Origin of the sequence: Microcoleus sp. T3_D1 (genome assembly GCF_036700405.1) — a bacterium.
Classification (GTDB): Bacteria; Cyanobacteriota; Cyanobacteriia; order Cyanobacteriales; family Microcoleaceae; genus Microcoleus.
Genome location: NZ_JAUBOV010000040.1, coordinates 17,982 through 43,227, shown reverse-complemented (window position 1 = coordinate 43,227; position 25,246 = coordinate 17,982). Strand labels below are relative to the sequence as shown.

Genomic DNA, 25,246 nt, shown 5'->3' with positions numbered 1-25,246 from the left:
AAAGTAATATTTTGAATAAGGGTCTGACTTTTAAGTTTCATCTAAATATAGCGAGGAGAAAAAACAATAAGATATTTTCGGGCGGGTTGAACCCGGATATTTACTAGGAAGCAGTTGATTGTGGCAAAACTCGCCCACCCCCTAGGCCGATTTATTTGCACCTACGTGCTTACTGAAACCGAAAAGTTTCTGTAATTAATTTAGCCTGGACACTTTCGGCAAGAGATTCCAGCAATGGTTGAGCTATCTTAATGTCGCCCTGCGGTTGAATGGGAAGGATGATACTGACAGCAACCCAAGAGGCGCGGCGGTTCGACAGTCTAGCAATGCTGTCTTCCCAAAACCAGCGGCTGGTTGTTGGAGAACCCCCGTTAGGCCAAGCGTACCACTGCACGACAGCAAAAGTTTGTTGGGGAGTCCTGCTTCGGAAAAACCTCGCCTCGACATTAGGCGGTGGCTGGCCGGGTATTGGTGCTAATTTAACTGTAAACCTCAAAGTGCGATGAGAATCGGTTTGCCACCGGTGAAATCCATCGATATCTAGCCATTCCACTTGGGGCTGGTTTTTGGCGTAATTTTGAGGCAACAGCAATAAAAGGGCAATTGTTCGATCATTTTTAATTTCTTGAACTAACCATCTGTGAGCGCCAATTTGGACGTTATTCTGAACGGCTATAACCTGCCACCCAGGAATTTTTATCCCGTTTTGGCGGACACTTCTTAATTGCTTGAGGTTGGCAAGGGTTGGCGGGTTTGTCCAAGGCCATCTTCCCGTCGCGTAGCCGGGAATTGCTACTGCCCCAACTAATACCAGCAAAAACACCAGTACCATAATTTTAGATAATTGATACCGCCGCAGTAGTTTCTGTGCTGAAATCATCTGTTTCATTAATTGCCAGACTGACTTGGGAAATACTTTTCCATCCCGTTGAGGACAAGTACCAATAACCCTAGTATACAAGCAGAATACAAATCTCCGCCCCATCCGGCGTGCAGCCAAGTAAAAAGCGCCTCTCTCTCGGTTCCGTGAAAGTAGGTTAGCAAAGTATTGCGAAAAATGTTGGAAGTGATGCTAATAATGGATGTACTCACTAAAAACAAAAGGCTTTTTTTGCGAGAGTTCCAAACTCCCGTCCAATCCAGCAGAATTAAGCTGACGTAAAGACTGGTAAACAGCATTTTTAAGCCTGCACAGTGCGGAGCAACTTCTACAATGCGCTCGTTTACGTACAGATAAATTTCTTCCACTCTCACGTTGATACCAACCTTAATTAATATCCAGCCTGATGCTTCAGCAATGAATTGCTGTAATGGCAAGGCGTAGGGTTCTATAAGGTAAGGAATGTGGTTTGGCGAGGCCAGAAATACGAATAAAAGCGGCATCGCCTGCAATTGCAAGCCGGGAATTCCTTTTAAAGATAAGCAAATGCTGGCCAGCATTACGGGCAGGGATAAATTTACTAAATCGCTCAAGCGACTCAGATAAAAAAGCGTTGCTAGTACCAGCAAAAAGCCTCCCAAAGGATGCGGTGAGTTGGGCAAGCTGCGCCAGGACTTTCGGTTCATCCAAGCAATATAAGCTGCGTAGGGCAAACCAATTAGTCCGTGGCTGAAATATTCGTGTTCGATGCTGATGCTTTTGTTCAACCAGCCGTCGTACCAATGTACTAGCAGGGGGGCGTACAGCAGCACTAGGAGCACCGTGATACCTTCCCCCAGGAGGTATCGCTTGAAAACAATGCGAATTTTGCGCTGGATGTGCATGGTTTGAGAAGTTTTAAGATTGCCGCGCAGGAGTCGCAACGCTTTGGGGTTTTAAACTGTGAGTTAAAGATTTGTTAATTCGCCACAGAAACGCTTTGAAAACCGCACCCTACTGCTTGAAACACCTGTAGCATAAGTTTTATGAACAATTAGTAATTCCAGGGCTGTTTCATTCTCAGGAAAACCAGCCTTTTGACTCTTGTCGTGCCCTGAATGGCGACCCGACCCATCCACGATTTGTTAGGCATTTGGTGGGATTGGGGCAGCCACGGGGGGCAGCCCCTACAAGAGAATGAAATAGCCCTCTTAGTAATTCAATGATAGTACGATCGCCCGAACAACTTGCTCGATCTGAGTATTGCTCAATCCGGGATACATTGGCAATGATAAAATTTGTTGGCACAGGGTTTCTGCGTGGGGGAAGTCGCCCGGATTGCCTAAGTTTTGGTAGGCGGGTTGCAGGTGACAAGGTACGGGATAGTGTATACCTGTTTCAATGCCGTGTTGGGCGAGTTTTTCCTGGAGGGTGTTGCGGTCGATCCTCTTCGAGGGCTTCGCTAACGAGCTTTTCTCAGTAATTTTGATAACATAGAGGTGATAAATGTGACCGCTGCTGCTGTGGTTGGCGATCGGTACAATGCCTTTGTGTTTCAATGGTGCTAGTAGAGTATTGTAGTGCTGGGCGGCCTCGGCGCGATCGCGATTCCATTTTTCTAAGTAAGGCAATTTAACGTTGAGCACGGCGGCTTGCAAATTGTCGAGGCGGCTGTTTGTACCGATTTCTGTGTGCAAATATTTGCTGGGTGCTCCGTAATTGCGGAGAGTTCGCATTTTGTCTGCGAGTTCTGCATCGTTAGTAATTAACATCCCGCCATCGCCAAAAGAACCGAGGTTTTTGCTGGGATAAAAGCTGAATGCTGCTGCTTTACCAATGGAACCCGCGCGGTATCCTTCTCTCTCGGCTAAGTGCGCTTGGGCGGCATCTTCAAATATGATTAAATCGTGGCGATTCGCAAAATCTAAAAGCTGCCGGGGCGATACCATTTGACCGTAGAGGTGTACGGGGATAATTGCTTTAGTTTTCGAGGTAACTGCTGTTTCGGCTGCTGTGAGGTCAATCAGGGCGGTTTCCGGGTCGCAATCTACAAGAATAGGTATAGCTTTGGCTTGGAGGACGGCGATCGCGGTGGCGATAAAAGTGTTAGCGGGTATGATAATTTCGTCGCCCGGATTAATGCCGCAAGCTTGGAGTCCCAGAGCGATCGCATCTGTTCCGCAAGCCACTCCTACGCCGTATTTTACTCCTGAAGCTGCTGCAAATGCTGTTTCAAATTCGGCGAGGGCTTGACCTAAAATAAAATCTCCTTGCTCGATAATTTTTCCAAGGGTTTCTGTTATTTGAGATTGGATTGGTTGGTGTTGGAGGGAGAGGTTGACAAATGGAACTTTTGGCGGGCGACTACTCATACATCAGAGGAATACTAATTATTTATATTAACATTTAAGTGCGGATATCTTTTATTTTTTTTACCGCAGAGGGCGCAGAGAGCGCAGAGGAAAAGAGGAAGAGAGGAGAAAGCCTCGCGCACTTTTCTGGAGCTGTCAATTAAATCAAAGTTTTTCTGTAATATAGAATCAGATAATTTTCCAGCAATCAAACTCATGGAATACAAAAAACTAGGCGACAGTGACTTATCAGTATCTGAAATCTGTTTGGGTACGATGACTTATGGCCAGCAGAACACCGTTGCAGAAGCGGCCGAACAGCTCGATTTTGCGATCGCCAAAGGCATCAACTTTATCGATACGGCAGAAATGTATCCTGTCCCTGGAAAGGCGGAAACTCAGGGAAAAACCGAGGAATATATCGGGGAATGGTTGGCGAAACAGCAGCGGGATAAAGTCATTATAGCGACTAAAGTGGCGGGCAGAAGCACTCGCTTAAAGTGGATTCGGGAAGGGAAAAATCAGATCGATCGCCCAAATGTCGAAAAAGCCCTGAATGACAGCCTGAAGCGCTTGCAAACTGACTACATCGACCTCTATCAGATCCACTGGCCCGATCGCTACGTGCCCTTATTTGGTGCGCCGGATTACGACATCGCCCAAGAACACGAAACTGTACCAATTTTGGAACAGTTAGAGGTATTTGCTGACTTAATTAAAGCTGGAAAAATCCGCTATTTGGGTTTGAGTAACGAGACGCCTTGGGGAGTTTGCGAGTTTTGCACGTTGGCGGACAAACACGGCTTGCCGAAAGTTGTTTCGATTCAGAATGCTTTCAGTTTGAGCAATCGGACATTTCACCTAAATTTAGCAGAAACTTGCCGTTTTAAGAATGTGGGATTGATGGCTTATAGTCCTTTGGGATTTGGGCTGTTAACGGGTAAATACTTGAATGGAATTCCCGAAAATTCTAGGTTGGCTTTATTCGCTGGATTCGGTCAGCGTTACGATAAAACTAATCTGAATGATGCGGTGAAAGCGTATGTTGAGATTGCGGGGAAACATGGGATAAGTCCGGCGCAGATGGCTTTGGCGTATGTGCGATCGCGCTGGTTTGTAACTAGCACAATTATCGGTGCAACCAGTCTCGAACAGTTGGAGGAAAATATCGGTAGTTTGGAGGTGAATTTGGATAAGGAGATCGTAGCGGAAATCAATGCGGTACACGCTAAGTATCCGAATCCGACACCGTAAGAAATCTCGGCGGTTTAAACCGCTTCTTGTCACACCAAGTCCGCCTTCGCAGACTAAGAGATAGAGGGAGGATTTAAGCAACCGCAAACGATATGAGGGCGTGAGCCGGAGTGACCATCTGCCACGGGCTTTAGTCTACAGTTAAGGGGGAAAGTCAAGATTAGTTCAAATTCCCCTGGAATGATCTTGACTTTCCTCAGAGCGTTATGTTAGAAAAGATGAAAGAGATATCACTCAACACTTTAGACCAGATTCATTAAGTGCATCGCTGCTTTGAGGACTTGAAAAGTTAAGTGGCTGTATTAGCATAGCCTGCAGTTGGGAATCATGCTAATTTTCCGATAAAAGTTAGCTATATTGCTGTGGCAAGTTGTATAATCGCTGTTATTACTCAAGATAACTCAAAGAAAGTTTGAGTTCAATTAATTTTATCCAATAATCCAATAGGTTAACTCAAAATGACTAAATGGCAATCACTAACTGCTGCAGTGACATGGGGCGCGATCGCGATCGGCACTGTCACCGCCTTCAATCAACCCAGCTACGCTCAAGGCGCCACCTTCTTTTGTGGCGTAAGTAGCGACGGTATACCAACAACCTTTGCCAATACCAGCCGAGGAACAGTTCAAGTGGTGAAGTGGACTTCTGATTTTTTTAGCGATTCAGGATACAGCCCAGAGCGCCGCTGCCAAGAAGTATCTAGTCGCTTCCAAAGGCTCCGCAGCCAACTGAACTTCCTCACCGCTGGATATCTTAACGGGCAGCCAGCTATTTGTGCAGGAAATAGCAGCCCTCCATGCACTTCGGAAAAATTGCTTTTCACCCTCAAACCAGGGTCAGATGCAGCCGCTCGCATCCAACAGATATTTTATATTGGTACTGGTGCGTCTAACGCTCCCCTGCTTGAAAGTCGCGATTCATCTACCGTCAATTTGAAACAATTTCTCGAACAAGCGCCCGTCGTTCAAACCGCTGGTTCAGCTCCTAATCCCGATCTCAATTCTCAACCCGCCGTTGTTCCCACTCGCCCTCGGCCCAACGTTGAGCCGAGTAACGGTGGTGGCGGCATGTTTAATTGAAAATCACCGAGGAATGCAGCATGAATTGGCATAGCTTGCGGTATAAACTCCGTTTCAGCTATTTCTTGATCGCCTGTATTGGCTGTTGGTATACTCAACAGCCAGTACAGTCCTTACCTGTCAGCGAATCGCGCTTGATCGAGGTAAATGGCCGGCGAGAAAACGCTCAAGAACTGACAGTCGCCCAAATCAAAAATGAGGCACGGGCGATCGCAGTTAAAGTGCTATCTGGATACGGTGCAGGTTCAGGAATATTGATTAAAAAGCAAGGCCAGACCTACACAATTCTTACCAACAATCATGTTTTAGCTGTTGGCGAAAGCCACCGCATTCAAACTCCAGATGGGAAAATATATCACGGTGAATTGCTCAAAAATCGCTCTTTTGACGGCAACGATCTAGTTCTATTGCAGTTCAGAAGTACGAGGGAATATTCAGTAGCGCGGTTAGCTTCATCACCTGTCGAAGTAGGAGATGAAGTCTTTGCTAGCGGGTTTCCCGGTCAAGAGGGTTCTGAAAAAAGAGGGTTTGAATTTTTGTTAGGGACTGTTTCCTTTCTGTCTCCAAAAGCATTAGTTGGAGGGTATCAGATTGGCTATAGCAATCCTGTTGAAAAGGGAATGAGTGGCGGGCCGCTGCTCAATAGCAGGGGGGAAGTTGTGGGAATCAATGGAATGCACGCCTATCCTTTGTGGGGCGATCCTTATGTATTTAAAGATGGTTCTAAGCCGAATTTGCCAAGGGATTTAATGATCGAATCTAGTTGGGCAATTCCGATTGAGACATTTGTACAACTAGGCCATAAATCGGCAGGCGACACACCCAGAAGAGCCCCTTATTCTCTCTCACCTCCAGTACTTTCTTATCCTCAACCGCAAGGTGAGTACGGAGATAGCGCCTCAGAAAATGGACTGTTGTGGTGAAAGCTAATTATTGCTCAATTAGCTATTCATCTCTTGTATCTTCTTGTATCTTAAATTGGCTATAAAATTGGCAGTCTCTCTCGGCTGGGACTTGGATTTGGTAGTTTGACCAATAATTTCTTGATGGTACCCGCCACGTGATTTATCCGTGGAATCAATCCAAAATCCAAATCCTTGCATCCTCAAGCCCCCGGATTTATCCCTGGTGTCAATCTAAAATCTAAAATCTAAAATCTAAAATCGAATGACCTCTGGTTTGAATGACTGGGTTCGCACATTCAACTCAGAGGTCAGATAGATATTTTTAAGCTATCGTTCACTGAGTTGTAATCGACATAATATCAGTTGATTTTCTGCCGCAACTTTTGCCGCTCCTCGATCGCCGCTTGAAAGTCAGGCTTCAGCCGAATTGCTTCGTCATAGGATTTTAGTGCTTCGTCATTCCGTTTTAAATTCTCTAGAACAGCAGCTCGGTTCGCCCAAACAAAGGGGTCATTGGGATCGATTTCTTTGGCTTGTTCAAAAGCAGCTAGCGCTTCCTCATTTCGGTTCAGCGCACTCAGCGAAATTCCCTTGCCAACTAGCGCTTGAGCATCTTTTGGTGCATAGCTGAGCGCTTTGTCAAAAGATTCAATTGCTTCTTTTTGTTGGTTATTTTGGCTGAAAGCTATGCCGCGATCGACCCAAGCCGGAGAGAAGCTTGACCGAATTTCTAGGGCTTTATCAAAGGATTTAATAGCTTGTACAAAATCTCCTTTTTCTGCTAGTAACGTTCCTCGGTTGTGCAGCGTCAAATAATCTGCCGGGCGGATGTCCAGGGCTTTGTTATAAGCTTGTAGCGCTTCATCTGCCTTGCCTGTAACCCGCAGCGCATTGCCTTTGAGTACCTGTGCCGGATAGAAGTCCGGGTTAACTTTCAGCGCTTTTTCTGCAGATTCGAGTACATTGTTGAATCGCCCCAACTTGCTGAGCACAGCACCCCGTTCGACCCAGCCTTTCAAATTATTAGGGTTCGCTTTAAGCTGTTCGTCGTAAGTTCCCACTGCCTCCTCATAAATTTTGAGCGCTTCTGGCCGCCGATTCAAATACTCTAAGGCGATACCTTTGCTGTACCAAACTGAGGGGGACTGAGGCTTAATTTCCCGCGCTTTGTCAAAGGCAGTAAGAGCATCTTCGTAGCGCTTCAAGCCAATGAAAGCCCTGCCTTTGCCATACCACGCTTCGGGGTCGTTGTCAGCAGCTTTGAGCGCTTGCTCGTGAGTATCTAGCGCTTCTTGGTAGCGCTGCAATTCATAAAGCGTTTCGCCTTTTTTGTTTAATGTTTTGGCATCGTTCGGCTGGAGTTGCAGCGCTTTGTCATAGGCACTGAGGGATCTTTCATACCGAGCTAGAGCTAGGAGCGCATCTCCCCTGCCCTTCCAAGCTTGGGGGTCATTCGGTTTGCTGTCAATGAGTTTCTGAAAAGTGTCTAAGGCTTTTTCTGGTTGGTACTTATCTAGCTGTTGCTTAGCTTGTTGCAAGTAGAAATTGGGTTCGTAGAGCTTCCACCCGCCCAATAACGCAGCAGTAACGACACCTGCGATCGCCACTAAGTGCCAGGTTTTAAAAGCAAACCCCTTAGTTGGGGCGATCGGCGCAGGTGCTGGAGTCGGAGCGGGGCGGATCGCTGTTGGCCGCGCCTGAGTTGGCCGCGCCTGGGTTTCCCGCGCCTGGGTTTCCCGCACTTGCGTGGGCTGGTTGAATTCCGCTACCATCGCCTCTAAGTCGTCGAGCACATCCTCAACGCTCTGGTAGCGGTGCTGAAAGTCCAAGCGCACCATTTTATCCAAAATCGCTGCCAACTCGTCGCTCACCTGCACCTGCTCCCGCCAGTTGTGCAAATTAATCTGCAAATCCCTTATGTCTTTTCCCGTCAAAGCTTTAATTGCTGTGACGCCCAAGGCGTAGATATCGCTGTTCAGGCGGGGATGGCCGTTTTGTTGTTCCGGAGGCGTATAGCCATAAGTGCTGACGGCAACAGTTTGAGCGTTGGTATCGAGCGCTGGCCGGTTGGAACTGTTAATTAGTTTGACAACGCCAAAGTCAATCAGGGCTAGCTTTCCGTCTCTTTTGCGCCGGATGATGTTCGAGGGTTTAATGTCTCGGTGGATAACGTTGTGGCTGTGGACGTACTGAAGGACTGACAGGATATCTTGCAACAGAGCGATCGCCTGCGGTTCCCTGAAACGCTGCAAACGCTGGATTTCTTCGCCTAGCGTCTCGCCTTCATAATAGTCCTCAACCAAATAAAATTCTTCATTTTCTTCAAAGTGGGCAAACAGGCGCGGTATCTGGTCGTGGCCTTGCCCTAACTTGTGCAGAGTTGTCGCTTCTCGGTCAAATAGACGCCGCGCTGTGGCTAAGTCGGCAGTTTGAGGCTTGAGCTGTTTGACGACGCATTGGGGGGTTCCCGGTAACTGCGTGTCAACAGCCAGATAAGCCTCACCGAAGCCCCCGCCTCCCAACCGCCTGATAATTTTGTAGCGTCCACCTAGTATTGTGCCCTGCATGGTGTTTGACCTAAGCGAGTTTCTATTTGAGCTTGAGCATTTAGTCCAGAGCGCCAAGAGGTGTACTTTGGCAGCAAGGATAACTTTTGGTGCCCCTTGCGATCTATTACCTACTAAAGATATTATATGAGATAGAACCTGTCAAAAAAAAAACTCCACTTGCCACTAACGGCACGTGAATAACGACACGTGAATGAGAGAAATTAAAGCAATACAGTCAGGCAAGGCTTTATCAAATTTTAATTATTAAAGGGAGAATATGTTTATGAATAGGCTAAAGCGTACAGGCCAGCTTAAAAGGTTAGCAGTCATTGTCGGACTCTCCGGGGCGATCGCACTCGATAGTTTCTCAGCCGCATTTGCCCAGCGGTTTTACCCTTATTATCGCTTTTTCAACCGGGGCGCTTCCTACGAATCACAGGATAATCCCACTTTAGTTGAGGGGCTAAGCAAAAACCGCAATCTAAAAACTTTTACTGCCGTCTTGCAGAAAGCGAACTTAATCCCCCTGCTGTCAGGAAATAATCAGCTTACCATTCTCGCACCGACAGAGGAAGCGTTTGCTGCCTTGCCGCCAGGGATGTTGGAAAAATTATTGCGGCCAGAAAACCGAGAACTGCTACAAAAAATTGTCAGGTATCACGTGATTCCTGGCGAAATCAGTGAGAGCGACCTCCTAAGTGGAGAACTGAAAACCCTAGACGGCACCACAGTCAAAGTTAGTCCTAGCTCTAGCGCCACTCAACTAATTCTCAACGACGCTACTGCTAGAGAATTGCCACTGTTAGCCAAAAATGGGGTGATTGTCAGGATTGACAGGGTACTCCTGCCGCCGGGCCTGATTCCCCTGGGCGCTACTTCCAGCAGCCCGCCGATCGACCCAGAAGAAACTGTTGTGACGCTGCCCGCCCCAGTACAACGGACAAGCTTTATTTGCGCTTCTGGCGCTAACGGTTTGCCCACAACTTATGCTGTCACGACACGAGGCAAAGTTCCTGTGATCCGCTGGTTCTCTGACTATTTCAGCTCAGGAGGGTTCACCCCGGAAAAGCGTTGCCAGGAGGTTTCTGCACGCTTCCAGAATTTTTACAACTCCGGGCAACTCAACTTCATCACCAGCGGTTACGTCAACGGGCAAGCGGTGGTGTGCGCGGTACAGGCTAGCGGGCGTCCATGTAGTGGCGCTAATGTACTATTTACCCTCAAACCGGGGTCGAATGCTGGGGAAACGGTACAGCGCTTGTTCAACATCCGCGCTGGCGCGAGCGGCCCTCTCTATGAAAGCCAAGACGAACCCAGCGCTGTTTACATTGACTTCAAGCAATTCCTGAATAGCACGGTGGTTGAAGGTGTTGGTGCAGCAGCCAGTCCCGACGCTCCTGCCCCCAACGCCTCGCCGGCTGGCGGTTTGGTTTGGTAGCAGGCAAGGGATTGGCGGTAAGGGAGAGAGCAGAAGTTTTAAGTTTCCTCCTGCTACCTTCCTCACGGGCACGGTTCTCCTAGCAAAATAGTGCCGCACCCGCCGGAGGGGTCATCTCTCACCCGGCTACCCAGTCCAGAAAAGGAGGAATATTCCTTGTAAATGTCGGGGATGACATCGCTGGGATCGTCAAATGCGCCTGAAGTGCGATCGGCGGCAATGTCAAACTCGAGGCGGCCGCTGCTGCCAAAAGGGACTTGAACGGCTTGACCAGCCAACCCTCTATTAATCAACTCAGCAGTAGGCATCTGCAAGTTGAAGGGTAAACGCAGTCTGCTCTGCTGTGTCAAGTCGATCGCCTGATTGACTTGCTGCGAACCGCTAAACCTCTGCCTCAAGCTGTTGGCGTCAGGCATCTGTCCGGGCGCATCCGGGCGCTCCCTCGATTCCAGGAAGCTGTTAGCGCTGCCCTCGCTGCCACAGGATTGCTTGTTGCTGCTGCCCAGGCCGTGATTGCCGACAAGACGGCCATCTTTGTCAAAAACAGGCCCGCCACTCATTCCAGCGCGAGTGCAGTCAGTGTAAAAGATGCTGTAGCCTTGGTTGCTGGCATCAGGCGAGAGTTTCGCCCCCACAGATCCCCATGCTAAACGCCTCTGCCTGCGGGAAACCGGGCGGACGCTTTGGCCAGCTTGAGCTTGCTCGAGTTCGGGATCTGGCCAGCCGGAAATGTAAACCCGATCGCCGATTTTGACTGTCCTGGCATCTCCTAGAGAAGCAACGGCGTAGTCTTTGGGGCTGGTAAAACTGATGATGGCTAAGTCGATGCCTTTGACGTTATCTTGGCCCTCATTGCGATCTACGGTTTCTGTACCGGGGAGGAAGCGATCGCGACAGCCGAATCGGATCAGCGCTCGCGCCTCGGCGATGCCTCTAAGCGGGCAACCCCTGCCGTCATTGACACCTTCGATTTTGTGAACTTCCCCATCCCAAGTGCGGATGCCGTAGAAGGGAGTCCCACCAGAGTTTTGCCAGAACTCTGGATTATCTAAGTACCTCTGCAAGAAGTTGTGAGCGACTGTTAAAACGTAATATTTATTGCCTTCACGAGCTACTATTGCCCCTGAACCGGGGTTCCAGACTTGTCTATTTTCTAACGGGTTATTGCGGTTCTCCTCCAAGTCCCGGCGCAACTCCGGGGTGAGTCCGGGCGCGATCAGCACCGTTGTCTGTCGGGCGATGGAATTGATTTCCTGTGGGGAGAGTTCCGCCACAGCAGGCATTGCTTGCAATCCTATGACGAGGCCAGCCAAAAGTTGTCCCACCATCAGTTTGATCGACAACATATTCACATTTCCTCATTAAGTTAGCTCATTTAAAACTTACGCAACTGGCATATAAAGCAGGGTGCATCAGAACCATCCATCCTCGATAGTCGTTGTATAACTTCGTCTGACGCACCCTACAAACTACAAACTAAATGTTTTTTAGATTACTAGCCTGGAATCATGCCGATGCTACTGCAAAGGCATTTTCCCGGCTCTATTTTCTCGATCCGCTTAGCGGTCAATTGGGCGGCCGATTGACAGGTTAGCAGGGCCCCTTGCCGTATTTCTATCGCCTGAATTTCGACTCGCTGGCACTTGGATAAAAATCGCTTGCGACGGGTTATTCGGATCGACTAACTGCACCGTTGCGCTGACAAAACCATTATTTTCGTTACCGCTGGCGCTGTATTCCCGAACGCCGATGACAGGACTTGGTATGCCATTGATCAATATCGTACCATTTACGTTCAAAGTTCCTCTTTGGGGACCAGAACCCGAAATGACATTAGAAAATTGCAGGTTAGTGCCGTCAGTGCTGATAAAAGATCCGTTCAAGAAAGCAGGATTATTTATCGGGTCGCTAGTTGTCCGGCGATTATCATTAATACCCACTGTGAGGGTGCCATTAATGCCTGTCGTGAAAACTCCAGACACAGGATCCAGAGTAATCGAAGACTTTTGCACGGCATCGCCAGAGAAGGAATTGTCTACCCCATCCAAGGCAGAGTTCAGGAAGTCCCCAAACCCAAACCTCGGCCTCCTCTCTTCTTCAAAAAATGCAGGCTTCGGCCGAGGGCGAGATGCAGCAGGTTTAGTTTGGGTTGCTTGTGAAATTAAAAAGCTGGTTGCCTTTGGCGGTGCAGTTTCGACCGCATTTGCTGGTGCTACCCAACTTAAACTGAGGAAGCTAAAAGCAGCAGGCAACACCCAGAGGCGGCCACCAGCTAAAATGCGCGTAATTTTTTGTTGAGTTGCCATTAAATTTTCCTCTTTTGCGAGTTAGCAGCTAACTACTACAGTAACAGTTAGAATCTGAAAGTCGTGCGGATTGTGCCGATATAGATCGTGTTGTTGCTGGCAAAATTGCCAGGGTTTGTCACTAAGAAGAAACCGGGCGTGACCGAAACAGAATCACTGAGGTTGAAGCGGTAGAAAGCTTCAACGTGCAGTGAAAAATCTTTGCCTCCCGGCAACCCAGTGGATACGGAAAAATCCTCGTACTGCACCAAACTGGGCGGCTGGCCGACTACGATCCCCAGCAAGTCTCCCTGCTGAACCAGGTCAGGAAATCCTAAAGCAACGGCAAAGGTCGTGCTGGCAGCGGCCGATTCAGTTTTGGAGGCATAGGCGCCCATAACACCGCCCCAAGTGGCGAAGGTGAAGCGAGGGGTAACGCGCCATTGAAAACTGCCGCCGACAGCACCGATATTTGAGCGCTGGTTGATGAATCCAGAAGCGTCAGCCGCGCCACTGCCTGTAAAGGTTCCCAAGCGGCCGTTGGGGGATGAACCGTAGATGGCGGTCAAACCAGTTTGGGCGCTATTGCCTAACAGGAATAAAAATTGCGCTCCGGCCACCCAGTTGTCTTTGCCAAATACCGCTCCCTGGCTGGGACTGCTACCATTTCTCGCGCCGTAAGCTAACTGCAAGCGGAAGCGCCGTCCGATCAGCCAGTCCATCCCTACGCCTGTATCTAAGTCGCCGATTTTTAAGATGGGGTTGGCTTCTCCGAAGCGGGAAATGGCTCCTCGGCCGCTGTCATAGAAGGGCGAGTTGGCGGTGAGGACGCTGCTGAGGTTAAAACCTGCGGGGCGGAGGGTGAGAACAATGCGATCGTTCAAGACTGGAAAGCGGTACTCTACCATTGAGAGCTGGATTTGGTTGGCGGTATCAGACTGAAAGGATAGCAGGGAAGTAAAGGTGTTGAGGGCGCTAGGTTCGGCAAAGCCTCGGCCTCGGAAATTCCCTGATTGCAGTTCGATTCGCAGCCTGTCTTTTCCTGTAAAGGTAGTGACAGTTTGCAGCCGCACCAAGTTTGTGAAGGCGAGGTTGGATTTGCCTTCGCCCGGAGGGTTCCCACCCCACGCTTGAGACAGCCCGAAGATCGCTTCCCCGCCAAAAATTGTCGTGGTGCGGGTAAAACGATTTGCTTCTAATTCTGTCGTCCGCGCTTCTAGCAAGTCAACTCGGCCGCGCAGGGTTGCTAGTTCCGCTGCAAATTCTTCTTGCAGCCGTTGGACGATGCTTAAGTCTTCTTTGGTGAGGTAATCCGCTGTGTTGCCTCCAATTTTGCTTCTAATTTGGTCTAAGCAAGCATTCAAGCCAGCAGCAAATTCGTAGCGAGTTAGTGCTCGATTGCCTCGGAAAGTACCGTCGGGGTAGCCCGCAATGCAGCCGTAACGCTCAACCAGCGATTGCAGGGCGCCAAAAGCCCAGTCTGTTGGCTTTACGTCTGAGAGTTGGGAAACAGATGTTACTTGCCTCATTAAGTTGGAGGCTGAATTGTTTTCTGTTTCTTGAACTACCTCATTGACAGGTCTCGGCGTACCGAGCGGGGCATCATTTAAGGATTGAGCAATAGCTGTTGCTGCTGCACTTGTTTGAAATTTGGGTTGTTGATTTTTCCGGGAGTCCGAAGGTTTTGCAGCGGACGTATTGGATGAAGTGTTTGGTATTGTTGGAGACAATTGTAATTGGTTATTGCCCGTAATAGCGATCGTATTGGATGAAGTGTTTGGTATTGTTGGAGACAATTGTAATTGGTTATTGCCCGTAATAGCAATTTTAGGCTCTGATATTACTGATTCTATGTCTGGATTTCTCTCGGTTGTTTCTAAATCCTGATCCGCTTGGTTATTAACCGTAATAGCGGTCGTATTGGATGAAGTGTTTGGTATTGTTGGAGACAATTGTAATTGGTTATTGCCAGTAACAGCGACTTTAGGCTCCGATATTAATGATTCTAGGGCTGGCTTGATCTCGTCGGTTGGTTCTAAAGCCCGATCGGCAGGCGATCGGGCCCGGTTGCTATTCCCTCCTGCTTCAAGGATTTGCGGTGACTCGACAGGGCGATCGTCGCTGCCAATATGTTCTCCGCTCATCAGGTTTGCTGATCGCGGTGTCGCCGAGGCGCGATCGGCAAATTTAGGAGGACTGCTCGATTTTTGCTTCCTGACTTCCCGATCTCCCCTAAGCGGTTCTAAACTGCTTGGAGCAGCCCCCGCAAGCTGCTCTTGGCTTGCAGCAAGAACCTGTGGCGCTGCTTCTTCGGCAACGTTTCCTTGCGACTCTAACGAAGGTAGATCCTCAGAAGTTTCGGCAATTGCCGCAGGCGATGCCAACAGGATTCCCCAGATGCTGTACAATAATAAATATTTTGCTTTCATGCTCGCTCCTCACACTCACAAGTTCTAGCTACCGTAGCTAAGCTGTATGTTACATTTTTTACCACTTTTTAGATTAAAAATATTAATTTTTCTTAAACAGCGCCGGATAGTTAAGAAGAGAAACATCTTTGACAAAAGTCAGTGGCAGTGTGAGATAAAAGATATAAGATTCATGGAAATAGCTCTCTATGCTTGTATCGCCAGCAATTTTAAAAATTCACAAGGGTAGCGAGCCTGTCTGGGAATACTCAGTTAATACTGAAGTCGTAACTATCGGGCGTGCTACCAACAGCGATTTAGTCATTAATGACCCCCTGGTGTCACGCCAACACGCTCAAATCAGTAGAAAAGGCGATCGCTATCAAATTACAGACCTCGGCAGCACTGACGGCACTCGCGTCAACAACATCCTGCTCCAACCGAACATTCCTCACTTCCTAGCAAACGGCGACACCATCAGCATTGGCAATAGCGAATTGCGCTTGATCGTTCAGGCAAACGCTCCAGAACCCACGGCTGTTGCAGTTCAAAAACCTTTAGATGAACAGGTCACAGTTGCCGCCAAACACCTGCTTGGCAATGAAACAGTCTTCGTCAGCCAGATCGATATGCGCGGCCGCCAAAGCCTGACAATAGGGCGGGATTCGCAAAACGACACGGCGATAGGACACCCATCCGTTTCTCGTTTCCACGCTCGCTTGCAACGGCAAAGCGGCTCGGTCATCATCAAAGATTTGAACTCGACGAACGGCACCTATGTCAACGGCCGAGCCGTTAAAGAAGAAAGGGTACTGAAAGTCAATGACAGCATCCGCATCGGCCCGTGCCGTTTTGTCTTCAATTTCGATGAAACTTTCGCCACTTATAACGAAGAAGGCAACCTGCGGCTTGATGCTGTCCACCTGACTAAAGTTGTGGGGAAAGGCACGAAACTGCTGAATGATATTTCCTTGAGCATTAAGGCGCGGGAATTTGTGGTGATAGCCGGCGTCAGCGGCGGTGGCAAGTCCACCCTCCTCGATGCCCTCAACGGCTTCCGGCCCGCTACCAGCGGCTCCGTCCTTGTCAACGGGGTTGACCTGTACAAGAACTTCAACGCCTACCGCAACGAACTCGGCTACGTTCCCCAGAAAGACATCATCCACCTGGAATTGACAGTTGAGCAAGCCCTCGACTACGCCGCCCAACTGCGGATGCCTGCGGACACCCGGCCGGCGGAACGGAAGCAGCGCGTCAAAGAAGTGTTGGAAGATTTGGGGCTGACTCATCGCAAAGACGTGCAAGTCAAGGCCCTCAGCGGAGGTCAGGTCAAGCGAGTATCGATCGGCGTGGAACTGCTCACCAAACCCAGCTTGTTCTTCCTTGATGAAGCCACCTCTGGACTAGACCCCGGCACTGAGTTCGAAATCATGCAGCTCTTGCGACAACTGGCAGACCAAGGCCGCACCGTCTTGCTGATCACCCACGCCACGGAAAATGTCACCCTCTGCGACTTGGTAATCTTCATGGCAGCAGGTGGCAGAGTAGCTTACTGCGGCCCACCACAAGACGCCACTACCTACTTTGGCGTGCAGAAATTCAATGAAATTTACCGAAAAGTAGAGCGGGAAGAGTCACCGGACTACTGGCAACAGCGCTACCTGCAGTCTTCCCATTATCAAAAATATGTAGTAGAGCGGCAGCTATCGCGACCACCAGCAGTCGCTGGCGAATTGCACCCCCCCCCTGCTAAACAACCGTTAGCTCATCGAGCTAAGCGGGTTTCGGCGATCAGAGAGTTTGCCATTTTGTCCCAAAGAAATCTAGCAATATTAATACAGGACAAAGCCGGTTTATTTTTAATGCTGGCCGTTGCTCCTACTCTAGGGCTGCTAGATTTTGTTACTTGGAAGCGCGACTTATTTAGCCTCGAAACAGGAGATGCAGGTCAGGCAATTACTATGCTCTTTGTCACAGCTCTCATTGCTGTGATGGTAGGCAGCCTCGCCACCATGCGGGAAATTGTCAAAGAAAACGACATCTACCGCCGGGAACGGATGATCGGGCTGCAAATCATCCCTTACATTTTGTCGAAAGTTTGGGTAGGCATTCTCTTGGCTTTGTATCAAGCTGCTGTCTTTTTGCTGTTTAAAAACTTGGCGATCGACTTGCCAGGGGGGACGGAAGCGTTAACAGGGATGTACGTCACCCTATTCCTCGCCTCGATCGCAGGCATGATGATGGGCCTATTTGTATCAGCTCTTTCACCGAACCAAAATATCGCACCGCTGCTGACTATCATCTTTCTCGTCCCGCAAATTACCTTTGGTGGCGGGATGCTATCCATCGACGCTCTTGGGGCTCCTGGCCGCCTCGTCAACCAAATCACCATTACCAAATGGTCTTTTGAGTCGCTGTTGACCCAGAGTAATCTGGGGAGTAACATTGTTGACGATCCATGCTGGCAGTTAAGCAAGGACGATCGCAATAAATTGTCGCAAACTGACAAGAAAAACCGCTGCGAGTGTCTGGGAGAAAAACTATTCAAGACTTGCAAGTTTCCCGGAATCAAGGGTAAATATGATCCTGTAATCGACCAAACCGAACCCGCGAAGCCACAAGATCCTGGGAAAGCGCCGGACAATCCCGCTGAGTTCGGTACTTATCAGGAAAAAGTTGATAGCTACAAAGCGGAGATTGACTCTTGGCAAACAGACTACAGCGAGTGGAAAGGGAAATACGAGGGAACGATTAAAGGCGGAGAAGCTCTCTTAGAGAACTTTTATAATAAATACGGCTCAATGTTCAAGGTTAATGTTAGGCAGTATTGGGCTATCCTTTGCTTGCAAAATTTGGCTTTGTTGGGTCTCACTTTAGTGGTTCAGAAGCGTAAGGATATCGTCTAATTCTGTGTAGTTAATTATCCCCTTTATGAAGGAGGCGGTTAAAACCGCTTTTATACAAACAAATTCCTAGCAGAGGGGACTAAGAAATCGGAAAAGTGTTTCACCCGGATTTGTTATTAGTAGGTTGGGTTGAGGTAACGAAACCCAACTTAATTGATTTTCATCGTGCTATAGGTAGAGTTTACCCTCCCGCTCTAGGGATAACTCAAAATGTCACTGGCGCTTTTATCCAAAGGAATTTTGATGGAACTCTCAATAGTGGTTATCTATAGCTGATGGTGTCAGTCTGCGGCAATTAAATAGGAGTAGCAGCGATGAATAGCAGTCCAAAATTTAATTTTAAATTAGCCGAGCGTTTCTTAGAAAACTACGCAGAGCCTCCTGAAGATCCATTGGGAGAGCTTTCTCATTTTGAAATGGGATGGCGACTTTTCTGCTTTGAATGCGACCATAAAGTTTTAATAGAAATAGGTGATGAGAAAATAGAGGCATTTTTAGATTTAGACATTTCCATGATGATAGAGAATAACTTTCCACAGGAAATTGCTAAGCTATCGCAAGGTCAAAAAATATCAATAGATTTTCCTGAGAGTTGGTTCATGATTAGGTTGCTTCCCACGGACGATCGCATTAGCTGTACTTTGAGCAAGTTTGGAACTTCCTGCTGGGAAAAGCATTTTGAATTCGATCGCACTCACGTATTAGATGTGCTGAGAGGTTTTCTTGAGGAAGTGATGCAGCTAGCTGTAGATAAGGGTTACATCACGTTGGAAGAGAAGGAGGAGTTTATTAGTCCGGCTTTTGCTAGCAGTACGGATGCTGCGGTATTAGGCAAGTAGTTGGTTTGGGTGGTGTTTTGGGCGATCGGTCTTTTTGTGGTTAATGAATATTTTAGCCTTGTTTAAAATCTAATCCCAGCGCTGGGATTGGCGATCGCACTATTCCCAGCGCTGGGAATAGGCGATCGCACTTTTTGTTGTCAATGAATATTTTAACCGCAGATGATGTACGGGCGAGACGCCCGTACCACAAATCATGTACGGGCGTCTCGCCCGTACCACAATGAAAGAGGATGTTTTGGGCGATCGCTATTGACGCAGAGGAAATGGGAGAGAGGAGCGATCGTGGCCATAGAATCCCGAACTCAACAATTTTTCAAGTCAAAAATCCCAGCGCTGGGATTTTTCGGATAAAAGCACTTGACACTGTGCGGCAATTTTTCATATTATAGGATTTATTCGGCTTAATCATTAATTACGGTTAGATTTTGTTGAAAACGGTTAGATAAAAAAATTACATATTATACCCTACTCCTAAAACAATGTCAACGACTTTGACATCAAATTTAATTTGAAAATTAGGAGTAGAAACACTTGTCATGTTAATTTTTAGTAGCTATAATCTAAAAAAGATGACGCCTTATTACAAATGCGTCACGTTGTTGTTTAATAACTAAGAAAATGATAGCACACAAAGATTCGCTAGTGCTAGTAATAGCACTGCTTCCTCATCCTCAAGCTAAAGAGTTAGCCCATCTGGTTAATCAGCTTCATCAAGATAGTCAAAGGAAGACACCGCCAGAGCGTCGGCTTGTTGCGAGGGCCTTGAAGCTAGCCGAGCGTCAAGGTATAAAACACAAACCGTACTTCAAAGGTATGGCTAATAAGGACATTCTCGGGTGGATTGATCAGCACTCTCCCAACCAGGAAATTAACTGAGAACAAAATAGCCTAGACAGCAGCCAGTCAGCTTACTGGCTGGCTTAGCTGTATCTAATCTACTTGTTGCAATTGCGAGTATCAATCCACCCAACACTTAGTCAAAGAAGCTAATGGCTAACATCCAAATTGCTGAAAACAGACAACTCAGTGAGCTATTTGAAATAGCACTCTCTGCTATAGCAAACTTGTTCCGCACTCTGCTTACAAAAATCGAAACAAAGGACAAAACTATCGAATTGCTTCAAATTGAGAATCAACAAAAATGCAAGGAAAATCTAGAACTACAACACAAGGTAGATTACTTACAAGATGAAAACCAGGAACTACAACACAAGGTAGATTCATTGGAGGAGGAGAACCTTGAACTGCGACAACGAGTAGATCCCTATTCGCCAGATTGTCTTTCGATTGAAGACTCTTCGGACGAGGAATATTAAACAGGGATGTAGGTAAATTCATCAAAAGTCCGATCGCCCTTTTCATCCCTAAAAATAGGAGAATGGAAAAAGGCGATCGCACTTCACCTAAATGCTTAATACGATCGCACTTTTTGCTGTTTTTCCTGCAAAAACTCCGCAAAGTCGCAGACTTCAGCCACTAACTCGTCAGGTAAATTATTTAAAACCGACAGTAAATGCTCTCGAATCCCCATCATTTCATCGGCAGATTTTACTAATTGCAACTGATGCGGATAAACTGTTTCAACACCAATCGTTTCCATAAATGCGCCCGGTTCATCCTGAGTTGCAGGCACAAAATCCCCGCCAACTTCTGCTTTCACCCATCCCCCAAATAATTCTACTAAATAAGCTTCACCGTTCTTGAAAACCTCAACAATTGTCCCGGCTGTTTGTGGCGGTGCAATCTCGCCATCAGCGAGGGCGACTGCTTCGGTTAAAGTCACTGCATCCAATAACTGAAATTTGCTCATTGCTGTCTCCCAAAGCGTTGAGGAAATGCGGTAACAAATCTAGCAATATCTTCACCAAATAAAACAATCCAACCTGTACGGATTTGCCAAGATACTCCCGATCGCCCTGTAAGTAAAATAATAGCTTGGTAGCGTTCTCCATAGTCATTCTGTCCGACTGGCTGTAACAATTCTAGCGAGATTTGGGCTATAATTGCGTCTCGAATCGCCTCCGGTGACTCAAACCCCATCACCTCCCGCCAGAATTTCTGCTTATCTCCGCCTACTCCTGCTTCCGTGGCACTGCTGAAGAGATATTGCGCCTTAGCAATGGGAAACTCTAAACGAGTGGGTGCATTCATAGCATTGACGTTGAGAGTTGATACTGGAGACTAGCTTTAATATCCTCTGCTTCCAAATAGGGATAAGCTGCCAAAATTTCCTCTACACTCATCCCATTTGCCACTAAACTCACTACCAAAGAAACAGTAATTCGCATTCCTCGAATGCAAGCTCTTCCTCCCATAATTTTTGGATCGAAGGTAATGCGATCGAACATCATATCCTCCCACTCTTCCTTAATGTCCCAATAGCTTATCCCGCAAATGCTTAATCCGATCGCGCAATTTACCCGCCTCCTCAAACTCCAACTTCTTAGCCGCCGCCTTCATCTGCGCTTCCAACCGCCCGATTAACTGAGGAATCTCATCCAAAGATAACTCGTTTACCTGTTCGTAAACCTCCTCCAACTGCTGAGAATTCAGCTTGCGCGACACGTCCAAAAACGCCAAAATCGCATTACTCGATCGCTTTTTGGCGATCGGCTGCGGCGTAATCCCGTGCATCTTATTGTACGCTAGCTGAATCCCCCGGCGTCGATCCGTTTCGTCGATCGCCTTAACCATACTATCCGTCAAATTATCCGCGTACAGAATAGCCTGTCCCTGAACGTGCCGCGCCGCCCTTCCAATCGTTTGAATCAACGAACGTCCCGATCGCAAAAACCCCTCTTTATCCGCATCCAAAATTACCACCAGCGAAACTTCCGGCAAATCCAAACCTTCACGCAGCAAGTTAACACCAATCAATACATCAAACTTACCATCCTGCAAATCTTGGATAATTTCGATGCGTTGAATCGACTGAATTTCCGAGTGCAAATACCGCACTCTAATTCCCCTTTCCTGCAAATATTCAGTTAAATCTTCCGCCATCCGCTTGGTTAAAGTCGTCACCAAAACTCGCTCATCCCGACTTACTCTCTCCTTGATTTCCCCCAACAAATCATCAATTTGTCCTTCCGTCGGGCGCACGAAAATTGTCGGATCTATTACTCCGGTAGGGCGAATTACTTGCTCTGCAACTCGGCCTTCAGATATTTCCATTTCCCAATCCCCAGGCGTAGCAGAAACAAAGATGCACTGATTCTCTTTTGCCCAGAATTCCTCTGCTTTTAAAGGGCGGTTATCTGCCGCGCTGGGCAAGCGGAAACCGTGTTCAATTAATACTTTTTTCCGCGCTTGGTCGCCGTTGTACATCCCCCGAATTTGCGGCACTGTGACGTGAGATTCATCTATCACCAACATCCAATCTTTCGGGAAATAATCAATCAAACATTCTGGCGGTTCCCCCGCATTTCTCCCTGCTAAATGCCGCGAATAATTCTCGACTCCGTTGCAGTATCCTACCTCGCGCAGCATTTCCAAATCGTAGCGCGTGCGCTGTTCCAACCGCTGAGCTTCTAATAGTTTACCCTGTTTTTCAAACTCTGCCAGTCGGTCTTCTAATTCGAGTTCTATTCCTTGACAAGCTGCCTCTAATTTATCTTCTGCCGTGACAAAGTGGCGCGCTGGATAGATATTTAAAGCCGTTGTACTTTGCAGGATTTTACCTGTTACGGGGTCAACGTAGCGAATGGCATCGATTTCGTCACCGAAGAATTCAACGCGAATAATTCTATCTTCGTAAGCGGGGCCGATTTCCAAAACATCGCCTTTGACGCGAAATTTGCCTCTGCCTAAATCTATATCGTTGCGGCTGTATTGGACGTTAACTAAATCTCGCAAAACTTGCCGCTGGTTGACTTCCATTCCTACTTGCAAAGGAATAGCCGCTTTCAGGTATTCTGCAGGCATTCCCAAACCGTAGATGCAGCTAATTGAAGCAACTACAATTACGTCGCGGCGTTCAAAGAGCGATCGCGTGGCTGAGTGCCGCAACATATCTATCTCGTCGTTAATTGCTGCCGTTTTCTCAATGAAAGTATCGGTGACGGCAATGTATGCTTCAGGTTGGTAGTAGTCGTAATAACTGACAAAGTATTCGACTGCATTGTTCGGAAAAAAATTTCGCAGTTCGTTGCACAGTTGAGCTGCCAGGGTTTTGTTGTGTGCTAGAACTAAGGTGGGTCTGCCGATTTTTTCAATCACCGAGGCAATGGAGAAGGTTTTACCCGTACCTGTGGCGCCGAGTAAGGTTTGAAATCGATCGCCAGCTTCGATGCCTTTGACAAGTTGCTCGATCGCTAGCGGTTGGTCGCCTGTGGGCTGGAAGGGCGCTTGCAATTGAAAAGATGCTGCCGCAGTTACCATAGGAAAATGTAGCTATTACCCATAAATCTTAACAAAAATGCAGATATTCTGCAATTTCTCTAAGAAAATAGTTAGACTTTTTGACACTCCCCAGCTATCAAGGCGAGGGGATTCTTTGTTCACAGACTCAACTTGCTTGCGACTGGATTTCTCCAGCCAAAGTAGAGGTCGAATCTCCCAAAGCGTTCGGGTCTTTGACCCAAGTTCCGGTATGCCCTACCGTACTCAAGGCTAATTTCAGAATGTTAATCGCGGCGTTCCAATCCCTATCCATAACAAATCCACATTCACAAACGTGGGTTCTTACGGATAGGGATTTTTTGACGATTGCACCGCAGTTAGAACATTTTTGCGAAGTATAAGCAGGATTGACAGCAACCGTTACCCTGCCAAACTTTACGCCAAAATATTCCAACCACTTCCTGAATTGATACCAACCAGCATCGTTAATCGATTTAGCCAGACAGTGATTCTTTGCAAGATTCTTAACCCTCAAATCTTCGTAGGCGACCAAATCGTTAGATTGGATTACGCAACGCGCTAGTCTCTTAGCGTGTTCTTCACGTTGCCTGCTTATTTTGAGGTGTACTCGCCCTAATCGATTAATTGCTTTCTTTCGGTTGGCAGAGCCTTTCTTTGTGCGAGAAACACGTCGCTGTCGAAACTTCAACCGTTTCTCGCTTGTTCGGTAAAACTTGGGATTTGGTTCAGTATGACCGTCGGAGTCTGTATAAAACTCTTTCAAGCCCACGTCCAATCCAACTGTTTTACCTGCTGGCGTTGTATCTACATTGTGATCAGCACTGATTGCCAACTGAACGTAGTAGCCGTCAGCACGACATATTAAGCGAACTCGCTTGATCTGATCGATTTGGTAGAAGTTAAGATCCCACGTCCCTTTTAGTTTGAGCTTGCCAATTCCCTTTTTGTCAGTGAATGTGATTTGCTTCCGAGTTTCTGAAAGTTTCCAACCGCTGACTTTGTACTCAACAGACCGACTGTTTTTCTTGAAAGTCGGATAGCATTTCTTTCCGGGAACGGCTTTCTTGCAGTTGTCGTAGAACCGAGCAATCGCAGAATAAGCCCTTTCCACAGAAGCTTGGCAAGCACTAGAATTCAAATCTTTGACAAAGGCAAACTCTTCTCTGAGCGCAGTGCTGTGCCGATACAAGTCTTTTTGCCCTACTCCTCGGTTGTCTATCCAAAATCGGATGCACTTGTTCCGAACGAATTGAGCAGTTTTGATTGCCTCGTCTATTGCTGCGTACTGATTTGGTTTGCCTTTAGCCTTGAATTCTAAAACGAACATCTTACGTGAGAACTCGCTACGTTAAAAGTCTAACACAAAGCCGTCCTATAAGGACGGGGCTTTAAACCCAAGTTTTTGGTAATATTATTTTAATCATCGGCCCAAATAGAAAGCAGAAAGCCCACAAAAGCAGTTGTCCGAACCCAGCAATCAACAGTAATAAGCGAGGAAAAGAATTATGGATACGAGGAGCACAGGTACAGGCAAAGGCAAAGCACTCGCCCGCCGCGGCAAAGGCAGTTCCAAAAGCCAACCGACAGAACCCACGGATGCCAAAGCAACAGGAATCCAACTTTATCGGCCGCAACTCATGCATGACAACCGCCCCGTCGGCCCAGACGATTTTACCATCAGCGAGACCGTCTCGATGTCGGGGAACCGCCCGATCGGCATTAGCACCCTGCACCTCAGCGAAACCTACGGCATTGTAGGCAATCGCCCGGTGGAATCCAGCGATTTTGAAGTGGTTGCTACACTCGGCAATCGCCCGATCGGCTCTAGCGCCATGCAAGTCAGCGAAATGTTCAGTATGTCCGGTGCTCGCCCTATTGCCATCAGCACTCTTCACATTGATGAAGTTTACTCCACAATGGGAGGAAACCGCCCTATTGCCTCAAACGAAATTGACGATAGCTCGACATTAATGGGCTTCTTAGATTAATTAGTCAGTTGTTAGTTGTT

Annotated in this window: 21 protein-coding genes; 9 read left to right on the top strand and 12 right to left on the bottom strand. The window is 47.7% G+C overall.

Features of this window, described 5'->3' with window-relative positions; translation table 11 throughout:
* Positions 1-169: 169 nt before the first annotated feature.
* The 3 genes from QT992_RS18895 to QT992_RS18885 all read right to left on the bottom strand — a co-directional run bounded on the left by QT992_RS18895 (position 170) and on the right by QT992_RS18885 (position 3,231).
* Positions 170-880 (bottom strand): cyanoexosortase B system-associated protein, encoded by a 711-nt coding sequence (locus tag QT992_RS18895; protein ID WP_333377483.1) that lies wholly within the window; start codon positions 878-880, stop codon positions 170-172.
* A gap of 8 nt (positions 881-888) precedes the next feature.
* Positions 889-1,764 carry a cyanoexosortase B gene (gene crtB / locus QT992_RS18890; protein ID WP_333377480.1) on the bottom strand — a complete coding sequence of 292 codons (876 nt, stop codon included), beginning with the start codon at positions 1,762-1,764 and terminating at the stop codon, positions 889-891.
* 306 nt (positions 1,765-2,070) lie between these two features.
* Entirely contained in the window at positions 2,071-3,231 is a 1,161-nt protein-coding gene (locus QT992_RS18885) for a DegT/DnrJ/EryC1/StrS family aminotransferase (RefSeq protein WP_333377477.1), read from the bottom strand.
* A 195-nt stretch (positions 3,232-3,426) separates the two neighbouring features.
* On the opposite strand from QT992_RS18885, the gene QT992_RS18880 reads away from it, so the two are divergent.
* The 3 genes from QT992_RS18880 to QT992_RS18870 all read left to right on the top strand — a co-directional run bounded on the left by QT992_RS18880 (position 3,427) and on the right by QT992_RS18870 (position 6,466).
* Positions 3,427-4,464, top strand: a complete 1,038-nt coding sequence (locus QT992_RS18880; RefSeq protein ID WP_333377474.1) for an NADP(H)-dependent aldo-keto reductase — start codon at positions 3,427-3,429, stop codon at positions 4,462-4,464.
* Positions 4,465-4,922: 458 nt separating this feature from the next.
* Complete coding sequence (locus tag QT992_RS18875; RefSeq protein ID WP_333377472.1) at positions 4,923-5,543, top strand: COP23 domain-containing protein; 621 nt, start codon at positions 4,923-4,925, stop codon at positions 5,541-5,543.
* Positions 5,544-5,563: 20 nt separating this feature from the next.
* On the top strand, positions 5,564-6,466 hold the full coding sequence (locus QT992_RS18870) for a serine protease (protein WP_333377469.1): 903 nt from the start codon (positions 5,564-5,566) through the stop codon (positions 6,464-6,466).
* A gap of 341 nt (positions 6,467-6,807) precedes the next feature.
* Here the strand turns inward: QT992_RS18870 and QT992_RS18865 are convergent, their stop codons facing one another.
* Positions 6,808-9,015 carry a tetratricopeptide repeat protein gene (locus QT992_RS18865; RefSeq protein ID WP_333336538.1) on the bottom strand — a complete coding sequence of 736 codons (2,208 nt, stop codon included), beginning with the start codon at positions 9,013-9,015 and terminating at the stop codon, positions 6,808-6,810.
* Between the two features lie 265 nt (positions 9,016-9,280).
* Here QT992_RS18865 and QT992_RS18860 point away from each other — a divergent pair, with 265 nt between their 5' ends.
* Positions 9,281-10,435 carry a COP23 domain-containing protein gene (locus QT992_RS18860; RefSeq protein ID WP_333056506.1) on the top strand — a complete coding sequence of 385 codons (1,155 nt, stop codon included), beginning with the start codon at positions 9,281-9,283 and terminating at the stop codon, positions 10,433-10,435.
* Positions 10,436-10,497: 62 nt separating this feature from the next.
* Here the strand turns inward: QT992_RS18860 and QT992_RS18855 are convergent, their stop codons facing one another.
* The 3 genes from QT992_RS18855 to QT992_RS18845 all read right to left on the bottom strand — a co-directional run bounded on the left by QT992_RS18855 (position 10,498) and on the right by QT992_RS18845 (position 15,149).
* Positions 10,498-11,781: a serine protease gene (locus tag QT992_RS18855; protein ID WP_333056507.1), complete on the bottom strand. Its 1,284-nt coding sequence runs from the start codon at positions 11,779-11,781 to the stop codon at positions 10,498-10,500.
* A 213-nt stretch (positions 11,782-11,994) separates the two neighbouring features.
* A complete protein-coding gene (locus tag QT992_RS18850) occupies positions 11,995-12,741 on the bottom strand; it encodes a hypothetical protein (RefSeq protein ID WP_333056508.1) in 747 nt (248 codons plus the stop codon).
* Between the two features lie 47 nt (positions 12,742-12,788).
* A complete protein-coding gene (locus tag QT992_RS18845) occupies positions 12,789-15,149 on the bottom strand; it encodes an iron uptake porin (RefSeq protein ID WP_333336536.1) in 2,361 nt (786 codons plus the stop codon).
* A 188-nt stretch (positions 15,150-15,337) separates the two neighbouring features.
* Between QT992_RS18845 and QT992_RS18840 the strand changes: the two genes are divergently transcribed.
* The 4 genes from QT992_RS18840 (at position 15,338) to QT992_RS18825 (ending at position 20,192) form a co-directional block, all read left to right on the top strand.
* Positions 15,338-18,034: an FHA domain-containing protein gene (locus QT992_RS18840; protein ID WP_333336534.1), complete on the top strand. Its 2,697-nt coding sequence runs from the start codon at positions 15,338-15,340 to the stop codon at positions 18,032-18,034.
* A 314-nt stretch (positions 18,035-18,348) separates the two neighbouring features.
* Positions 18,349-18,873, top strand: coding sequence for a hypothetical protein (locus tag QT992_RS18835; RefSeq protein ID WP_333336530.1), 525 nt, complete (start codon positions 18,349-18,351; stop codon positions 18,871-18,873).
* Positions 18,874-19,494: 621 nt separating this feature from the next.
* Entirely contained in the window at positions 19,495-19,752 is a 258-nt protein-coding gene (locus tag QT992_RS18830; RefSeq protein ID WP_333336528.1) for a hypothetical protein, read from the top strand.
* 113 nt (positions 19,753-19,865) lie between these two features.
* Positions 19,866-20,192 carry a hypothetical protein gene (locus tag QT992_RS18825; RefSeq protein ID WP_333318594.1) on the top strand — a complete coding sequence of 109 codons (327 nt, stop codon included), beginning with the start codon at positions 19,866-19,868 and terminating at the stop codon, positions 20,190-20,192.
* 95 nt (positions 20,193-20,287) lie between these two features.
* On the opposite strand, the gene QT992_RS18820 is transcribed toward QT992_RS18825, so the two are convergent.
* The 5 genes from QT992_RS18820 to QT992_RS18800 all read right to left on the bottom strand — a co-directional run bounded on the left by QT992_RS18820 (position 20,288) and on the right by QT992_RS18800 (position 24,565).
* Complete coding sequence (locus tag QT992_RS18820) at positions 20,288-20,686, bottom strand: DUF2281 domain-containing protein (protein ID WP_333318592.1); 399 nt, start codon at positions 20,684-20,686, stop codon at positions 20,288-20,290.
* Positions 20,683-21,027 carry a DUF6883 domain-containing protein gene (locus QT992_RS18815; RefSeq protein ID WP_333318590.1) on the bottom strand — a complete coding sequence of 115 codons (345 nt, stop codon included), beginning with the start codon at positions 21,025-21,027 and terminating at the stop codon, positions 20,683-20,685. The genes QT992_RS18820 and QT992_RS18815 overlap by 4 nt, the downstream gene beginning before the upstream one ends.
* Complete coding sequence (locus tag QT992_RS18810; RefSeq protein WP_333102431.1) at positions 21,024-21,227, bottom strand: DUF433 domain-containing protein; 204 nt, start codon at positions 21,225-21,227, stop codon at positions 21,024-21,026. Before QT992_RS18810 ends, QT992_RS18815 begins: the two co-directional genes overlap by 4 nt.
* Positions 21,228-21,243: 16 nt before the next feature.
* Positions 21,244-23,256 carry an excinuclease ABC subunit UvrB gene (gene uvrB, locus QT992_RS18805; protein ID WP_333336526.1) on the bottom strand — a complete coding sequence of 671 codons (2,013 nt, stop codon included), beginning with the start codon at positions 23,254-23,256 and terminating at the stop codon, positions 21,244-21,246.
* Between the two features lie 127 nt (positions 23,257-23,383).
* A complete protein-coding gene (locus QT992_RS18800) occupies positions 23,384-24,565 on the bottom strand; it encodes an RNA-guided endonuclease InsQ/TnpB family protein (protein WP_445251141.1) in 1,182 nt (393 codons plus the stop codon).
* 178 nt (positions 24,566-24,743) lie between these two features.
* On the opposite strand from QT992_RS18800, the gene QT992_RS18795 reads away from it, so the two are divergent.
* Complete coding sequence (locus QT992_RS18795) at positions 24,744-25,226, top strand: hypothetical protein (RefSeq protein ID WP_333318586.1); 483 nt, start codon at positions 24,744-24,746, stop codon at positions 25,224-25,226.
* The last annotated feature ends 20 nt before the right edge of the window (positions 25,227-25,246 follow it).

Excerpts from the sequence above, each read along its gene's own strand:
- QT992_RS18860 (WP_333056506.1), top strand. The coding sequence starts at position 9,281 with ATGAATAGGCTAAAGCGTACAGGCCAGCTTAAAAGGTTAGCAGTCATT.
- QT992_RS18820 (WP_333318592.1), bottom strand. The coding sequence starts at position 20,686 with ATGAGCAAATTTCAGTTATTGGATGCAGTGACTTTAACCGAAGCAGTC.
- QT992_RS18815 (WP_333318590.1), bottom strand. The coding sequence starts at position 21,027 with ATGAATGCACCCACTCGTTTAGAGTTTCCCATTGCTAAGGCGCAATAT.
- QT992_RS18880 (WP_333377474.1), top strand. The coding sequence starts at position 3,427 with ATGGAATACAAAAAACTAGGCGACAGTGACTTATCAGTATCTGAAATC.
- QT992_RS18865 (WP_333336538.1), bottom strand. The coding sequence starts at position 9,015 with ATGCAGGGCACAATACTAGGTGGACGCTACAAAATTATCAGGCGGTTG.
- QT992_RS18795 (WP_333318586.1), top strand. The coding sequence starts at position 24,744 with ATGGATACGAGGAGCACAGGTACAGGCAAAGGCAAAGCACTCGCCCGC.
- QT992_RS18855 (WP_333056507.1), bottom strand. The coding sequence starts at position 11,781 with ATGTTGTCGATCAAACTGATGGTGGGACAACTTTTGGCTGGCCTCGTC.
- QT992_RS18895 (WP_333377483.1), bottom strand. The coding sequence starts at position 880 with ATGATTTCAGCACAGAAACTACTGCGGCGGTATCAATTATCTAAAATT.
- QT992_RS18885 (WP_333377477.1), bottom strand. The coding sequence starts at position 3,231 with ATGAGTAGTCGCCCGCCAAAAGTTCCATTTGTCAACCTCTCCCTCCAA.
- QT992_RS18850 (WP_333056508.1), bottom strand. The coding sequence starts at position 12,741 with ATGGCAACTCAACAAAAAATTACGCGCATTTTAGCTGGTGGCCGCCTC.
- QT992_RS18825 (WP_333318594.1), top strand. The coding sequence starts at position 19,866 with ATGGCTAACATCCAAATTGCTGAAAACAGACAACTCAGTGAGCTATTT.
- QT992_RS18875 (WP_333377472.1), top strand. The coding sequence starts at position 4,923 with ATGACTAAATGGCAATCACTAACTGCTGCAGTGACATGGGGCGCGATC.
- uvrB (WP_333336526.1), bottom strand. The coding sequence starts at position 23,256 with ATGGTAACTGCGGCAGCATCTTTTCAATTGCAAGCGCCCTTCCAGCCC.
- QT992_RS18830 (WP_333336528.1), top strand. The coding sequence starts at position 19,495 with ATGATAGCACACAAAGATTCGCTAGTGCTAGTAATAGCACTGCTTCCT.
- QT992_RS18835 (WP_333336530.1), top strand. The coding sequence starts at position 18,349 with ATGAATAGCAGTCCAAAATTTAATTTTAAATTAGCCGAGCGTTTCTTA.
- QT992_RS18845 (WP_333336536.1), bottom strand. The coding sequence starts at position 15,149 with ATGAAAGCAAAATATTTATTATTGTACAGCATCTGGGGAATCCTGTTG.
- QT992_RS18840 (WP_333336534.1), top strand. The coding sequence starts at position 15,338 with ATGCTTGTATCGCCAGCAATTTTAAAAATTCACAAGGGTAGCGAGCCT.
- QT992_RS18800 (WP_445251141.1), bottom strand. The coding sequence starts at position 24,565 with ATGTTCGTTTTAGAATTCAAGGCTAAAGGCAAACCAAATCAGTACGCA.
- QT992_RS18810 (WP_333102431.1), bottom strand. The coding sequence starts at position 21,227 with ATGATGTTCGATCGCATTACCTTCGATCCAAAAATTATGGGAGGAAGA.
- QT992_RS18870 (WP_333377469.1), top strand. The coding sequence starts at position 5,564 with ATGAATTGGCATAGCTTGCGGTATAAACTCCGTTTCAGCTATTTCTTG.
- crtB (WP_333377480.1), bottom strand. The coding sequence starts at position 1,764 with ATGCACATCCAGCGCAAAATTCGCATTGTTTTCAAGCGATACCTCCTG.